This window comes from Pandoraea pulmonicola (assembly GCF_000815105.2).
GTDB lineage: Bacteria > Pseudomonadota > Gammaproteobacteria > Burkholderiales > Burkholderiaceae > Pandoraea > Pandoraea pulmonicola.
The window spans coordinates 1,387,026-1,401,672 of sequence record NZ_CP010310.2; the positions used below are offsets into that span (position 1 = coordinate 1,387,026).

Genomic DNA, 14,647 nt, shown 5'->3' on the forward strand with positions numbered 1-14,647 from the left:
TCCCATGCAATGCCGGCGTATCGACGGCCGCCGGCAGGCGGTTGATGACGAAAACGTGACAGATTCTGACTGAGTCGCCGCGCGCTGCAAAGTTGCAGTTGTCATCATTTTGTAACACGTTGAATTGTCACTTTTCTTTCGACGCACTCGGAGGTAGAATCGCGCCGTCATAGCTCTCAGGAGATCCTTCCGTGGACAGTTGTTCTAGTGGTAGTTGCCGGTCGACGCAGGTCGACACCACCACCGCGAGTTAGTCCCCGGGATTTCCCCGCCGCTGACTCGCATAGCCGGGTTGGCGCGCACCTCTGATGTCCGTCTCGATTCGCAGTTCCTTTTGGCCCTCGTGCGCACCGTGCACGACGACGGGCTGGGCCGAATCGTAGGCGACCATCGTTCGTAGCACGCTCCCTAACCAATTTTAAGTCTGCCGTACGGGCGATTCCGTCGTGCGCGTGCGTTCGCTGTCGGGCCCTTTGGCCTAGGTTGGCTCCGGTTGGCTCCGGCTGGCGCCGGTTCGTCGATCCGGGGACGGCCGATGACCGCGTACGCATGGCCTGCGCCGGGCGCGATGCCGTGCGGCTGGGAGATTCATCGTGTTCCGCTATTCCATGACCCTGCGCGGAGGCAATCCGCAAGCCCTTATGCTGCCGGCCGAGTGCCTGCACCACTATCACGTCGACGTGCAAGCCGATGCTGGCGCCGACCGTGATCCTGGCCCCGGCAACGTCGGCCGCCTCGGTCGTATCGGCCAGTGGCTGCGCTCGCTGAGGTCGCAGGTCCGCCGCACGAAGACGGTCGGCTGACGCCGTTTCATAACGTTCGCGGGGGCGGCCGACGCGTCGCCCCCCGGCATACTCAGGATGTATCCAATGCAACAAGCTTTCACTCTCAGCGAGCGTTTCATTGCCTTGCTGGGCGCACGCCTTGGCTTGCGCTTTTTCCGCCGCCGCGACATGCTCGAAACCCTCGATGCACCGAGCGCCGGCCACGAGGCACCACCCGGTCTGCTCGACGCCGCGCGCGAGACCGGTCAGGATCTGCTCGCGCGTCTGGGCACGACCCGCCAGGGGCTGCTCGACGACGAAGCTGCGAGTGTGCGCGCGCGCGTCGGAGCCAACGAAGTCGAGCACGAGAAGCCGCTGCCGTGGTGGCGCCACCTGTTCCACTGCTATCGCAATCCGTTCAACCTGCTGCTCTCGGCGCTGGCCGCCGTGTCGTATGCGACCGACGACACCGAGGGAACGATCATCATCTCGGCGATGGTGATCATTTCCACGGTGTTGCGGTTCGTGCAGGAGGCGCGCTCGAACAAGGCGGCGGAAAAGCTCAAGGCGATGGTGAGCACCACCGCCACGGTGCTGCGCCGCGAAGCGCGGGGCGATGGCACGACGGCGCCCGACAACGGGCGGCATCCGGGCCGCATGGGCCGCGAGATTCCGCTCGCGGAACTCGTGCCGGGCGACATCGTGCTGCTCGCGGCAGGCGACATGATCCCGGCGGACGTGCGCATCGTCGCGGCGAAGGACCTGTTCGTCTCGCAATCGGCGCTCACCGGCGAAGCGCTGCCGGTGGAAAAGTTCGCGCATGCGTGCGAGGTCGACGCCGGCGGCAGCAACCCGCTCACATACGACAACCTCGCGTTCATGGGCACCAACGTGGTGAGCGGCTCGGCCACGGCGGTCGTCGTGGCGACGGGCGCGCGCACGTTCTTCGGTTCGCTCGCGCAACGCGTGACGGCGCAGCGTCCGACCGTCACGTCGTTCCAGCAGGGCGTCAATCGCGTGTCGTGGGTGCTCATCCGCTTCATGCTCGTCATGACGCCGATCGTGCTGCTCATCAATGGCTTCACCAAGCACGACTGGCTCGAGGCGTCGCTCTTCGCGCTGTCGGTGGCCGTGGGGCTCACGCCCGAAATGCTGCCGATGATCGTGACCGCCACGCTGGCCAAGGGCGCCGTGGTGCTCTCGCGCAAGAAGGTCATCGTCAAGCGGCTCGACGCGATCCAGAACTTCGGCGCCATGGACGTGCTGTGCACGGACAAGACCGGCACGCTCACGCAGGACCGGATCTGCCTGGAGCGCCATACCGACGTCTGGGGCCACGCCAGCGAAGACGTGCTCGAGTACGCCTACCTCAACAGCTTCTACCAGACCGGCCTGAAGAACCTGCTCGACGTGGCGGTGCTCGATCACGGCGAACTGCATCGGCGCCTGGACGTGGTGAACCGCTATCGCAAGATCGACGAGATTCCGTTCGACTTCGAGCGCCGTCGCATGTCGGTCGTCGTGAGCGAGAACGGCGAGCATCACGAGCTCATCTGCAAGGGCGCCGTCGAGGAAATGATGGCGGTGTGCGACCGCGTGCAGCACGGCGCGAACGTCGAGCCGCTCACGCCCGACGTGCTCTCGCGCCTGCGCCGCGTTACCGCCGATCTGAATGCGGAAGGCCTGCGCGTGGTGGCCGTGGCAACGCGTCATCTGCCGCCGGTGCGCGAGAGCTACAGCGTTGCGGACGAGAGCGGGCTGGTGCTCGTCGGCTACATCGCGTTCCTCGATCCGCCGAAGGAATCGACGGCGCCCGCGCTCAAGGCGCTCGCCGCATCCGGTGTCGACGTCAAGGTACTCACTGGCGACAACGACCTCGTGACCGTGAAAGTGTGTCGCGAGGTCGGGCTCGCGGTGACCGGCTGCGTGCTCGGCGACGCCATCGAGTCGATGAGCGACGCCGAACTCGCCCGCACCGTCGAGCACGCCAACGTGTTCGCGAAGCTCACGCCGACGCACAAGGAGCGCATCGTGCACATGCTGCGCGCGAACGGCCACGTCGTCGGCTTCATGGGCGACGGCATCAACGACGCGCCAGCGCTGCGGGCCGCCGACATCGGCATTTCCGTGGATACGGCGGTGGACATCGCGAAGGAAGCGGCCGATCTGATCCTGCTGGAAAAGAGCCTGATGGTGCTGGAGCAGGGCGTGATCGAAGGACGCCGCACCTTCGCGAACATGCTCAAGTACATCAAGATGACGGCCAGCTCGAACTTCGGCAATGTCTTCTCGGTGCTGATCGCGAGCGCCTTCCTGCCGTTCCTGCCGATGCTGCCGCTGCAGTTGCTCACGCAAAACCTGCTGTACGACCTGTCGCAGACGACGATTCCGTTCGACAACGTCGATCCCGAGCAACTCATGCGCCCGCAGCAGTGGAACCCGGCCGACCTGTCGCGCTTCATGATCTTCTTCGGGCCGATCAGCTCGATTTTCGACGTGCTGACGTTCGTGGCGATGTGGCATCTGTTCGGTGCGAACAGTGCCGAGCACCAGACGCTGTTCCAGTCCGGCTGGTTTGTCGAGGGCTTGCTTTCCCAAACGCTCATCGTGCATCTGATCCGCACGCGCCGCATTCCGTTCGTGCAGAGCCGCGCCGCGTGGCCGCTGCTGCTCATGACTGGCGCGGTGATGCTCATCGGCGTGATGCTGCCGCTCTCGCCGTTCGCGGAAACGTTCCGGATGCAGGCGCTGCCGCTCGCGTATTTCCCGATGCTCGCCGCGATCCTGCTGGCCTACGCGGTGCTCACGCAGATGATGAAGGGCATGTTCGCGCGTCGCTTCGGCTGGCAGTGACGCGCAAGCGCCGGCTGGGCGACATGACGATGCCGAGCTCCGCGTACAGTTCGTCAAGCGCTTCGCGCGGGCCGATGAGCAGCGCGTGGGTGTCGCCGGTGATATCGGTGAGGAGGCTCACGAGCGTCTCGCCCTGACAGGTTTCGCGCGCCGCCACGAACCGCGCCGAAGTGAGCGCGGCGAGCGTGGCGAAGCGCTCGGCCTGCACCAGCCCGTTGATATGAAAGACGGGCTGCGCCGCACCCGACGCGCGTGGTGCGAGACGCACGTTCGTGCCGTCGCTGTGCGCACCCAGTGCGGCGAGCAGCCTGTCCCGGCTTTGGTGTCCAAGCACGCACCGCTCGCCGTGTACCCATCGCGAGATCGTGCAGCCCGCGATACCGCTCGCATAGGCGAGCCGGGCCAACGTGGTACCCGAGAGCTTGATGAGCAACCGGGCGACGGTGCGGTGGCGTTGATCGATGTCATCCATGAGCGATGTCCTCCGGGGGCTGACGTGGCAAGTCTCGCGATGCGGCGCCAGGCGCGGCTCAGAACGCCATCGTCACTTCGAGTTGCGCGTCGATATCCTTGCGAAGCGCTTCCGTGCAGGGCATGAGCGGCCGGCGAACGGTCGGCGCGCACAGGCCGAGCGAGGCGAGCGCCGCTTTGATCGCGACGGGATTGGGCTCGCTGAACAACCGGCGGATGAGCGGCTTCATGCCGTTGAAGAGCGTATTGGCGTGAGCCATGTCGCCGTCGCGCACATAGCGCACGAGCTTCAGATAGAGATCGGGACGCACATGCGCCGCGGCCGAAATGCAGCCGGTGGCGCCGGCCTGCAGCGCGGCGAGCAACTGCATGTCGTCGCCGCACAGCACCCGCATGGTCGTTTGCGACGGCAGATGCACGAGCGGATGCGCGTCGCACTCCTTGATCGCGACGAACGCATCATGCGACGCGAGTTCGCGAATCGTCTCCACGCCGAGCGTCACGCCTGTGCGCAGCGGAACGTTGTAGAGCACGAGCGGCTTGCGCGTGCCGGCCGCGAGCGTGCGGTAATGCCAGAGAATGCCTTCCTGTGACGGGCGCAGATAGTACGGCGGCGGCACGAGGTAGCCGGCGAGCGGCAGATCGTCGAGGTGGCGCATCTGCCGTGCGGCGTTGGCGGTGTCGGCCGCGCCGACGCCCGCGAGCACCGGCGCATGACCGTGCGCCAGATGGCATGTGGTTTCCACGAGCCAGCGGCGCTCGTCCTCCGTGAGCAGCGTGCCTTCGCCCGTCGTGCCGGCCACGACAAAGCCGTTCACGCCCGCGGCGAGGTAGTAATCGACCAGACGCGCAAAGGCGTTGTGATCGATCTGGGCGCCGTTGGCGCCGGTCATGGGCGTGACGAGTGGAATCCACACGCCCTGAAAAATGGCTGTGTTCATAGCGAGAAGAGGCGGAAGTGAGTCGGGGGTGCCCCCCGGAACGTGCGGACCGTTCAGGCCGCGGGTCGCAAGCGCAGAGCGCCGAACTCGGCCTCGGGCAGCGACTGCATGACCACGTGCATGGCATGCGAGGCCTCCACGCGCGGCAAGGCGATCGACACGACGGCGGCGGTATCGCGCCGGATCGGACGGATTGTCTCGACACGCCAGGGCAGCGGCAGGCTCATCGCGAGCGTGACGGCCAGCGACGAGACGGCGGCGCGACTCAGCGTGATGTCGAGCGTGGCGTCCAGGCGCACGCGCGGGCGTTGCCGCACGGGGGAGGGGGGCGCATCGGGAGGTTCTAGGCTGGCGCGTTCGGCAATGGCAGGCATGGCAACGTGTCGATGACGACATGAGTGACGACGAAGCCAGTCTAGGGACGCGCGGATAAAAAAGGCGTCAAGATTTTTTGACGCCTCTGAACTACTGTGCCTACCGTGCGCGACGGTGCCGTCTCAGGAGGATTTCGGGTATTGCGCGTCGTCGAACAGCACGGACGCGCCATGAGGCGCCGCGCCGACGTTGTCGCGGAACAGCTTGAACAGATTGCGCCACGGATCGAACGGTCGCGGCGGCACCGGTTCCGGCGCGCGCGCGGCGAGCGTGGCATCGTCGACTTCGCAGTGCAGGAGGTTCTTCTCGCAGTCGATCGAGATGATGTCGCCGTCCTGCACCCTGGCGAGCATGCCGCCGTCCTGCGCTTCGGGCGACAGATGAATGGCCGCCGGCACCTTGCCCGAGGCGCCCGACATGCGACCGTCGGTGACGAGCGCCACGTGATGCCCCTCGTCCTGGAGCAGGCCGAGCATCGGCATGAGCTTGTGCAACTCGGGCATGCCGTTCGCGCGCGGTCCCTGGAAGCGCACGACCACGATCACGTCGCGCGTGAGTTCGCCCGCCTTGAACGCTGCCTGCGCCGATTCCTGATCGGGGAACACACGTGCCGGTGCGCGCACCTTCCGATGCTCGGGCTTCACTGCCGAGGACTTGATCACGGCGCGCCCGAGATTGCCGTGAAGCATGCGCAAGCCGCCTTCCGGCGCGAACGGGCGAGAAGCCGGGCGCACGATGTTCTCGTCGAGACTGTCCTTCGGAGCGTCCTGCCAGCAGAGCACGTCGTCGCGCAGGCAGGCCTCCTGCGTGTACGCGCGCAGGCCATGTCCCATGACGGTGGTCACGTTCTCGTGAAGCAAGCCGGCGTCGAGCAGTTCGCGGATGAGGAAGTTCAGCCCGCCCGCCGCGTGGAACTGATTCACGTCCGCCTTGCCGCTTGGATAGATGTGAGCGAGCAACGGCGTGATCTCCGAGAGATCGGCGAAATCCTCCCAGTCGAGCAGAATGCCGCCCGCGTGCGCCATCGCCACGAGGTGCAGCGTGTGGTTGGTCGAGCCGCCGGTGGCGAGCAGGCCGACCACGCCGTTGACGAAGGCGCGCTCGTCGAGAATTTGCGACGTGTTGATGCCCGACTTAGCGAGTGCCGCCGCGCGTGCTGTGGCGGCCTGCGTGAGCGCGTGCCGCAGCGGCGTGTGCGGATTGACGAACGATGCGCCGGGCAGATGCAGTCCCATGAATTCCATGAGCATCTGATTGCTGTTGGCCGTGCCGTAGAACGTACAGGTGCCTTCGGCGTGATAGGCGGCCAGTTCGGCGTCGAGCAGGGTGGCGCGCGTGACGCGCCCGGCGGCGTACTCCTGGCGGATGCGCGATTTTTCGTCGTTCGGCAGCCCGGAGGGCATGGGGCCGGCCGGCGCGAACACGGCCGGCAGGTGGCCGAACGCCTGCGCGGCGATCACGAGCCCCGGCACGATCTTGTCGCACACGCCAAGGAACATGGCGGCGTCGAACATCTGATGCGAGAGCGCGACGGCCGACGCCAGCGCGATCACGTCGCGCGAGAACAGCGACAATTCCATCCCGGCGTAGCCCTGGGTCACGCCATCGCACATCGCCGGCACGCCGCCGGCGACCTGCGCGCTCGCTCCGTGAGCGCGTGCGGCGGACTTGATGATGTCGGGGAATTCGGCGAACGGGGCGTGCGCCGAGAGCATGTCGTTGTAGGCGGTGACGATGCCGATGTTCGGCGAGCGCTCGGCGCGGATCTTGAGACGGTCGTCGGCGGGCGCGGCGGCCAGCGCGTGCGCGAGGTTCGCGCAGCCGAGCTTTTCGCGCCCGGGCTGCCCCTGCATGGCGCGTGCGACACCTTCGAGATACGCCTGCCGCGATGTCTGGCTGCGGCGGACAAGGCGCTCGGTCACGCGCTCCACCACGGGATGTAGCGACACGTTGTGCGAAGACTGAGTCATGGCGATTCCGGGACGTTGTGGGGCGCCCATACGAGGGTGGGAGAGTCGCGCGGCCGAAGCCTGCGGCCTGTCTCGCCTGCCGGGCGGGGATGCGCCTTGTGCTGCATCACCTCTGGATGTAGTCAAAGCACGAGATTTTGTTGACTTGCAGTGTAGTTAAACTACAATGCGGTGTCAAAGTTGCGCTTTTCCGGTGACACCCGCCGAGTCCGCCCGCACTCTGTGCGGGCCTCGGGCGGCGTCTGACTGCACGGAGTCCACGCTCTTCATGAACACGCCTTCACCCTATACCTTTGTCCTCTTTGGCGCCACCGGCGATTTGTCGCTGCGCAAGGTGCTGCCCGCGTTGTTCCGGGCGTTCTGCACCGGGCAACTGGAAGCCGAGGGGGACGCCGACCCGGCAGGGCGCATCCTGGCCGTCGCCCGCACGTCGATGGACGCCGCCGGCTATCACGCGTGGTGCGAAGCGCACGTGCGCGCTCACATCAAGCCCGACGTGTGGGACGAACCCACATGGAAGCGCTTTCTCGCCACCATCGACTACATGCCCCTCGATCTCGGCCGCCAGGACGAGTTCCGGGTACTGGCGGAGCGGCTTGCCAGACGCAAGGGGGTACGCATCTTCTATCTGGCGACGGGGCCGTCGCTGTTCATCCCGATCTGCGAGGGGCTGCGCAGCGCGAAGCTCAACGAGAACAGCCGCATCGTGCTGGAAAAGCCGCTCGGGCACGATCTGGCGTCCTCCGAGGGCATCAACGACGCCGTGGGCACCATCTTCCGCGAAGACCAGATCTACCGGATCGATCACTACCTCGGGAAAGAGGCGGTGCAGAACCTGCTCGCGCTGCGCTTCGGCAATGCCATCTTCGAACCGCTGTGGCGGCGTGAACTGATCGACAGCATTCAGATCACGATTGCCGAAGCCATCGGCGTGGAGGGGCGCGGCGAGTTCTACGAGCAGACCGGCGCGTTGCGCGACATGGTGCAGAACCACCTGTTGCAACTGCTGGCCATCGTGGCGATGGAGCCGCCGCTGTCGATGAGTGCCGACGCGGTGCGCGACGAAAAGCTGCGCGTGCTGCGCTCGCTGCGGCAGATGGACGACGAGAGCGTGGCGCACAACGTCGTGCGCGGCCAGTACGGCGGCGGTGCCATCGACAAGTCGGCGGTGCCTGCCTACGTCGACGAACCGGGAGTGCCGGCGGACAGCCAGACCGAGACGTTCGTCGCGCTCAAGGCCGAGATCGACAACTGGCGCTGGGCCGGCGTGCCGTTCTTCCTGCGCACGGGCAAGCGGCTTGGCGAGCGCGTCGCGGAAATCGTCGTCAACTATCGCGCGACGCCGTACCCGCTGCTCGGCGCCGCCACGGCGCAGCCGGGCGCCAACCGCCTGGTGATCCGCCTTCAACCCAACGAATCGATCCGCCTTTACTGCCTGGCCAAGCAGCCGGGCGAAGGCATGAACCTGCAGACGGTGCACCTCGATCTGGCGTTCGACCAGTTCTTCAAGGGACACCGGATGGACGCGTACGAGCGGCTGCTGCTCGACGTCATCAACGGACGCCTCGCACTCTTCGTGCGTCGCGACGAACAGGAGCAGGCCTGGCGCTGGGTCGCCCCGATCCAGACGTACTGGGCCCGGCAGACCAAGGGGCCGAAGCGTTATGCCGCCGGCACGTGGGGGCCCCCGGCGGCGAGTGCGTTGCTCGCCCAGTCCGGCAGAAGCTGGGTCGAGGAAGAGAACTGACGGACTGAAGAAAGGAGCGAGGGGAGCGGAGGGGAGCCGTGCGCACCGGGACGAAGCCGGCGCGAGAGGCGCGCAATGACGCGTCGGCGAGCTCTCCCGGCGACGCGTCCCACGCCATCGGAGACAGAACGCATGATCCACTGGAGAACCTATCCCACGCGCGAAGCGCAGGCGTTCGCGCTTGCCAATGCCGTCGTGGCCGGCATCGACGAAGCGCTGACGTTTCGGCCGCGCGCGTTGCTTGCCGTCTCGGGCGGCACGAGTCCGAGAGCGTTCCTCACGCAACTGGCGCGGTTGCCGGTGGCGTGGCGCGACGTCGACATCACACTGGTCGACGACCGCTGGCTTCCGCCGTCACATGCCGAGAGCAACGCTCGTCTGCTCGCCGAGACGCTGCTGCCCGGCGCGACCGGGGCTCGCTGGCTGCCGCTGGTCGACACGGCGACGGCCGCCCCGCTGCAGGTGCGTACGCTCAACACCACATGGACGCATGGTGTGCCGCAGGTCTGCGTGCTCGGCATGGGCGAAGACGGGCACACCGCATCGCTGTTCGCCGATGCGCCGCAATGGCGCGAGGCGATCACCACGCGCGACAAGTTCGTGCTCGTGCAGCCGCAACGCGCGCCGCATCTGCGTGTGTCGTGGTCGCTGGCGGCGCTCGCATCGTGCGAGCGTCTCATCCTGCAGATCCAGGGCCCTGCCAAGCGCGCCGTGCTCGAAGCAGCGCAGGCCGAGCTGCAGGACAACGCCATCTCCCGCCTGATCCACAATGAAGGAGTCACGATCGATGTCTTCTGGAGTGAGACATAGCACACCGCACGTGAGCGGCCCGCGTCTGCTGGCCGACATCGGTGGCACCAACGCCCGTTTCGCGCTCGAGATCGCCCCCGGCGACCTCGTGGAGATTCGCGACTACGCCTGCGACGATTTCCCCGGCGTGCTCGAAGTCATCCGCGCCTATCTCGAAGACGCCGATCACGCCGAGCCGGTGCGGCATGCCGCCGTCGCCATCGCCAATCCGATCGAGGGCGACGAGGTGCGCATGACCAACCGCGACTGGCACTTCTCGATCGAGGCCACGCGCCGTGCGCTGCGCTTCGAGACGCTGCTGGTCGTCAACGACTTCACCGCGCTCGCCATGGCGCTGCCCTATCTGTCCGACGACGAGAAACGGCAGATCGGCGGTGGCGAGCCGAGACCGAACGGCGTGATCGGCTTGCTCGGCCCCGGCACGGGCGTCGGCGTCTCCGGCCTGATCCCGGCCGGCGATCGCTGGATTGCACTGGGCAGCGAAGGCGGGCACACGACCTTCGCTCCGGCGGACGACCGCGAGATCGACGTGCTGCGCTACGCGTGGAAGCACTTTCCGCACGTGTCGTTCGAGCGGCTGGTGGCGGGGCCCGGGATGGCGCTCATCTACCAGGCACTCGCCGCGCGCGAAGGACGCGAGGTGGACGCCCTGGAGACGCCGGCGATCGTGAGACTCGCCCAGATGGGCGACGTGCTCGCGCGCGAGACCGTCGACTGCTTCTGCGCGATGCTCGGCACGCTGGCGGGCAACGTCGCCGTGTCGCTGGGGGCGGTTGGCGGCGTGTATCTTGGCGGCGGCGTGATTCCGAAGCTGGGCAAGCTGTTCGAGGCGTCGCCATTTCGCCAACGCTTCGAGGCCAAGGGCCGCTTCGAGGCCTACCTGAAGCACATTCCAACCTTCGTCATCACGGCCGCGCATCCGGCGTTCCTGGGCACGTCCGCGATCCTTGCCGAACAGCTCGGCTCACATGCGGCCGGGGCCGGCGCCCTGATCGACCGTCTGCACCGCTTGCGCGACCGGCTCAGTCCCGCCGAGCAGCGCGTGGCCGATCTCACGCTCAAGCAGCCGCGCGCATTGCTCGCCGAGCCGGTCGCGGACATCGCGCGCCTCGCGCGCGTGAGTCAGCCGACGGTGATCCGCTTTTGCCGCAAGCTCGGCTGCCAGGGGCTGTCGGACTTCAAGCTCAAGCTGGCGAGCGCGCTCACGGGCACGCTGCCGGTGCGTCACGGGCAGGTCCACGTGGGCGATACGGCGGCGGAGTTCGGTGCGAAGGTGCTCGATAACACGGTGTCGTCGATCCTGCAGATGCGCGAGCATCTCGACGCGCGCACCGTCGAGGCCGCGGTGACGCTGCTCGACGGCGCACGCCGTATCGAGTTCTACGGGTTGGGCAATTCCGGCGTCATCGCGCAGGATGCGCACTACAAGTTCTTCCGCTTCGGCATGCCGACCATCGCGTACGGCGATCCGTATCTGTTGCAGGCCTCGGCCGGTTTGCTCGGAGAGGGCGACGTCGTCGTCGCGATTTCGGCATCGGGCCGCTCGACGGACTTGAACCGCGCCGTGGAAATCGCGCTCGCGCGCGGCGCCAGGGTGATCGCGCTCACGGCTCGCAATTCGCCGCTGGCGCGCAAGGCGACACTGGTGCTGCCGAACGATCACGTCGAGACGATGGGCGCGCACGTGACGATGATCGCGCGCATTCTGCATCTGGCGACGATCGACGTGCTTGCCGTGGGCGTGGCCATCCGGCGCGCCGGCCCCGGTGGCGAGGGCAATCGGGGCGAGGGCGCGCTCGACTGGCTCGGCCATGGCAGTGGGCGCGATTCGGGCGTGCACGCGGCCTGAGATCGTTTCGGATTCCGGAGGATATGCCGGCATCGCCGTCGCCTATTCCGGTGCGTAAAACGGGAGGCGCCGCGCGTGTGCCGGCGTGTTTGCCTGGTACTGCCGCCTGCCTGACGGGATCACCCCCCTGGCTTGATGCCACTAAACATGTTTAGCATAATGCGGCCTATGAAAGTGTCCGATTCCACCCAACGTTTCGGCTTTCTCGTGGCAGACATCCAACGTCTGTTCGGGCGCCGCTTCGAACAGTTCGCACAACGCACGCTGCCGATGACGCGTGCGCAGTGCCGTCTGCTCGTCTACCTCGCCGACAATCGCGGCGCGAGCCAGACCGTGCTGGCCGACATTCTGGAAACCCCACCGCCAACGCTCGCCCGCATGCTCGAGTGCATGGAGGAAGCGGGCTGGGTGCGACGCCGTCCCGACGCGCGCGACCCGCGCATCGAACGTCTGTTCGTTACGCGCGCGGCGGCGGCGCAGCTGGAGATCGCTCGCGCACTTTCCGACGAGGTTCGCAACGAGGCGCTGCACGGGCTGACGGCATTCGAAACGGTGCAACTCACGCAGTTGCTGCAGAAGGTGCGTCGCAACCTCACCAACGTCGTCCCCACACCGCTCGACACCGTAGTGCCTGCGGCGCTGCGTCGCGCCCGCGAGGACGCGCGACACGGGCGTCCGTTGGGCCATGCGCTGAAACACGGCGACGGCGATAGCGGCAATGACGACGGTAGCGACGAAGACAGCGACGGCAGCAACAACGGTGGAGATGCTGCAGGCGGCAGCCTGTCGGAATACACCGACTTGCGGCCGCGGTAGCATGCGCCTAGGATGAGAAGTCTCCAAACCCATCCGGAGATTGTCATGAGCGATCACGTGTACAAGCAGATCGAGCTGACGGGCTCGTCGACGAAGTCCATCGACGACGCCGTCAAATGCGCCATCGAGCGCGCGAGCAAGACGTTGCGCAACCTGAACTGGTTCGAAATCACCGAAACGCGCGGCCATATCGAAGACGGCAAGGTCGCTCACTGGCAAGTCACGCTCAAGGTCGGCATGCGTCTCGAAGACTGAGCGTCGTCGCTTCGCTTCCGCCTTCACCTTCGTCTCGCCCATCGCGGCCGTCGCAACCGTCTTCGCGACGGCCTGCCCTTCGAAATTTCCTCCAGTTCGGGTCTGGCGTCAGGCCCGTCTCCGTTTTCCCCGATACTTGTCCGGCCGGGCTTTTCCGCGTCGCCACCCGCCGTGGGCCGGCATTTTGGGCTACCTCCCAGAGTCTCGCTGCGACGCCGCGCACGTCATTGCGCCGTGTCAAAATAGGCGCATACTCAACAGATGAAAAAGACAGAAGAGGTTTCGCATGTCTGAACAAGAACCGGTCCATGCCACCCGATCGATCGCCGACCCGGTGGAAGCCGTGGCCTACCTGAAGACGATCTACGACGCCAACACGGCCTATCTGCGCGCCGCTTTCGAACGGTTCTCGACCGACAGGGACCTCGCGCGCCGCGTGAGCGCGCATTACCCGTTCATCCGCATCACCACCGAAGAGATTACCCAGCTCGACAAGCGTCTGTCGTATGGCTTCGTGTCGGGCCCGGGCAGCTATCAGACGACGGTCACGCGCCCCGACCTGTTCGAGAACTATTACATCGAGCAGCTTCACCGGCTGGCGCACAACCACGGCGTGGCGTTCGAAGTCGGCGTGTCCGACGAACCGATCCCCGTGCACTTCGCCTACCAGGACGGCGTGTACCTCGAAGGCGATCTCGATCAGACTCACCTGCGCGCCATGCGCACGGTCTTCGACGTGCCGGATCTCGCCACGATGGATGACAGCATCGTGAACGGCACGCGCGACCCGCTGCCCGACGAGATCCTGCCGCTGGCGTTGTTCACGGCGCCGCGCGTGGATTACTCGCTGCATCGCCTGCGTCACTACACCGCGACGACGCCCGAGAATTTCCAGAACTACGTGCTCTTCACGAACTATCAATTCTACATCGACGAATTCGTCGAGCTCGGGCGCGAGCTGATGAGCGCGAGCGACGATCCGGCCGTGCGCGAGTATCGCAGCCAGTACACGGCGTTCGTCGAGCCGGGCAACGTCACGCACTGGAATCAGAACATCGAGGCGCGCGCGGCCGAGGGCACGGCGCCGGGACGTTTGCCGCAGATGCCGGCGTATCACCTCGTGCGCCCGGACAACACCGGCATCACGATGGTCAACATCGGCGTCGGTCCGTCGAATGCGAAGACGATCACCGATCACATCGCCGTGCTGCGTCCGCACGCGTGGATCATGCTCGGCCACTGTGCGGGACTGCGCAACTCACAGCGTCTGGGCGACTACTGCCTCGCGCATGGCTATGTGCGCGAGGACCACGTCCTCGACGACGACTTGCCGCTGTGGGTGCCGGTGCCGCCCCTGGCCGAAGTGCAGGTGGCGCTCGAGCGCGCGGTCGCCGACGTCACGCAACTGGACGACTTCGAGCTCAAGCGCGTGATGCGCACGGGGACGGTGGTCACGGTCGACAACCGCAACTGGGAACTGCGCGATCACCGCGAGCCGGTGCAGCGCATGAGCCAGAGCCGCGCGATTGCGCTGGACATGGAGAGCGCGACCATTGCGGCAAACGGCTTCCGCTTCCGCGTGCCGTACGGCACCTTGCTGTGCGTGAGCGACAAGCCGCTGCATGGGGAACTGAAGCTGCCGGGCATGGCCGATCGCTTCTACCGGGAGCGTGTCGATCAGCACCTGAAGATCGGCGTGAAGGCGATGGAGCTTCTGCGCGACAACGGCCTGGACCGTCTGCACAGCCGGAAGCTGCGCAGTTTCAACGAAGTCGCGTTCCAGTAACGCCCGCCTG

General features: G+C 66.4%; 12 protein-coding genes. 8 read left to right on the plus strand and 4 right to left on the minus strand.

The window, feature by feature from the left end:
* The first annotated feature begins 593 nt into the window (after positions 1–593).
* Positions 594–803, plus strand: a complete 210-nt coding sequence (locus RO07_RS06295) for a hypothetical protein (protein WP_147284541.1) — start codon at positions 594–596, stop codon at positions 801–803.
* A gap of 66 nt (positions 804–869) precedes the next feature.
* Positions 870–3,617 carry a magnesium-translocating P-type ATPase gene (gene mgtA / locus RO07_RS06300; protein WP_039414482.1) on the plus strand — a complete coding sequence of 916 codons (2,748 nt, stop codon included), beginning with the start codon at positions 870–872 and terminating at the stop codon, positions 3,615–3,617.
* Here the strand turns inward: mgtA and RO07_RS06305 are convergent.
* The 4 genes from RO07_RS06305 to edd form a co-directional block, all read right to left on the minus strand.
* Positions 3,568–4,089 (minus strand): hypothetical protein, encoded by a 522-nt coding sequence (locus tag RO07_RS06305; RefSeq protein WP_039409072.1) that lies wholly within the window; start codon positions 4,087–4,089, stop codon positions 3,568–3,570. The two genes, mgtA and RO07_RS06305, sit on opposite strands and share 50 nt — an antisense overlap.
* 58 nt (positions 4,090–4,147) lie before the next feature.
* The gene (dapA, locus tag RO07_RS06310) at positions 4,148–5,029 is read right to left on the minus strand and encodes a 4-hydroxy-tetrahydrodipicolinate synthase (RefSeq protein ID WP_039409074.1); all 882 of its coding nucleotides are present in this window, start codon (positions 5,027–5,029) and stop codon (positions 4,148–4,150) included.
* Between the two features lie 53 nt (positions 5,030–5,082).
* A complete protein-coding gene (locus RO07_RS26270) occupies positions 5,083–5,403 on the minus strand; it encodes a hypothetical protein (protein ID WP_160118064.1) in 321 nt (106 codons plus the stop codon).
* A 123-nt stretch (positions 5,404–5,526) separates the two neighbouring features.
* A complete protein-coding gene (edd, locus tag RO07_RS06320; RefSeq protein WP_174234865.1) occupies positions 5,527–7,374 on the minus strand; it encodes a phosphogluconate dehydratase in 1,848 nt (615 codons plus the stop codon).
* A 268-nt stretch (positions 7,375–7,642) separates the two neighbouring features.
* On the opposite strand from edd, the gene zwf reads away from it, so the two are divergent.
* From zwf to RO07_RS06350, 6 genes are all read left to right on the plus strand, one after another.
* Entirely contained in the window at positions 7,643–9,121 is a 1,479-nt protein-coding gene (zwf, locus tag RO07_RS06325) for a glucose-6-phosphate dehydrogenase (RefSeq protein ID WP_039409077.1), read from the plus strand.
* A 132-nt stretch (positions 9,122–9,253) separates the two neighbouring features.
* Positions 9,254–9,931, plus strand: a complete 678-nt coding sequence (gene pgl, locus RO07_RS06330) for a 6-phosphogluconolactonase (RefSeq protein ID WP_039409080.1) — start codon at positions 9,254–9,256, stop codon at positions 9,929–9,931.
* Complete coding sequence (locus RO07_RS06335; protein ID WP_072636971.1) at positions 9,909–11,780, plus strand: bifunctional transcriptional regulator/glucokinase; 1,872 nt, start codon at positions 9,909–9,911, stop codon at positions 11,778–11,780. Before pgl ends, RO07_RS06335 begins: the two co-directional genes overlap by 23 nt.
* A gap of 168 nt (positions 11,781–11,948) precedes the next feature.
* Entirely contained in the window at positions 11,949–12,596 is a 648-nt protein-coding gene (locus RO07_RS06340; RefSeq protein WP_052267065.1) for a MarR family winged helix-turn-helix transcriptional regulator, read from the plus strand.
* A gap of 45 nt (positions 12,597–12,641) precedes the next feature.
* The gene (locus RO07_RS06345; RefSeq protein WP_039409082.1) at positions 12,642–12,851 is read left to right on the plus strand and encodes a dodecin; all 210 of its coding nucleotides are present in this window, start codon (positions 12,642–12,644) and stop codon (positions 12,849–12,851) included.
* A 286-nt stretch (positions 12,852–13,137) separates the two neighbouring features.
* Complete coding sequence (locus RO07_RS06350; RefSeq protein ID WP_039409083.1) at positions 13,138–14,637, plus strand: AMP nucleosidase; 1,500 nt, start codon at positions 13,138–13,140, stop codon at positions 14,635–14,637.
* Positions 14,638–14,647 lie beyond the last annotated feature (10 nt).

Excerpts from the sequence above, each read along its gene's own strand:
- dapA (WP_039409074.1), bottom strand. The coding sequence starts at position 5,029 with ATGAACACAGCCATTTTTCAGGGCGTGTGGATTCCACTCGTCACGCCC.
- RO07_RS06350 (WP_039409083.1), top strand. The coding sequence starts at position 13,138 with ATGTCTGAACAAGAACCGGTCCATGCCACCCGATCGATCGCCGACCCG.
- zwf (WP_039409077.1), top strand. The coding sequence starts at position 7,643 with ATGAACACGCCTTCACCCTATACCTTTGTCCTCTTTGGCGCCACCGGC.
- edd (WP_174234865.1), bottom strand. The coding sequence starts at position 7,374 with ATGACTCAGTCTTCGCACAACGTGTCGCTACATCCCGTGGTGGAGCGC.
- RO07_RS26270 (WP_160118064.1), bottom strand. The coding sequence starts at position 5,403 with ATGCCTGCCATTGCCGAACGCGCCAGCCTAGAACCTCCCGATGCGCCC.
- RO07_RS06305 (WP_039409072.1), bottom strand. The coding sequence starts at position 4,089 with ATGGATGACATCGATCAACGCCACCGCACCGTCGCCCGGTTGCTCATC.
- RO07_RS06345 (WP_039409082.1), top strand. The coding sequence starts at position 12,642 with ATGAGCGATCACGTGTACAAGCAGATCGAGCTGACGGGCTCGTCGACG.
- RO07_RS06335 (WP_072636971.1), top strand. The coding sequence starts at position 9,909 with ATGTCTTCTGGAGTGAGACATAGCACACCGCACGTGAGCGGCCCGCGT.
- RO07_RS06340 (WP_052267065.1), top strand. The coding sequence starts at position 11,949 with ATGAAAGTGTCCGATTCCACCCAACGTTTCGGCTTTCTCGTGGCAGAC.
- mgtA (WP_039414482.1), top strand. The coding sequence starts at position 870 with ATGCAACAAGCTTTCACTCTCAGCGAGCGTTTCATTGCCTTGCTGGGC.
- pgl (WP_039409080.1), top strand. The coding sequence starts at position 9,254 with ATGATCCACTGGAGAACCTATCCCACGCGCGAAGCGCAGGCGTTCGCG.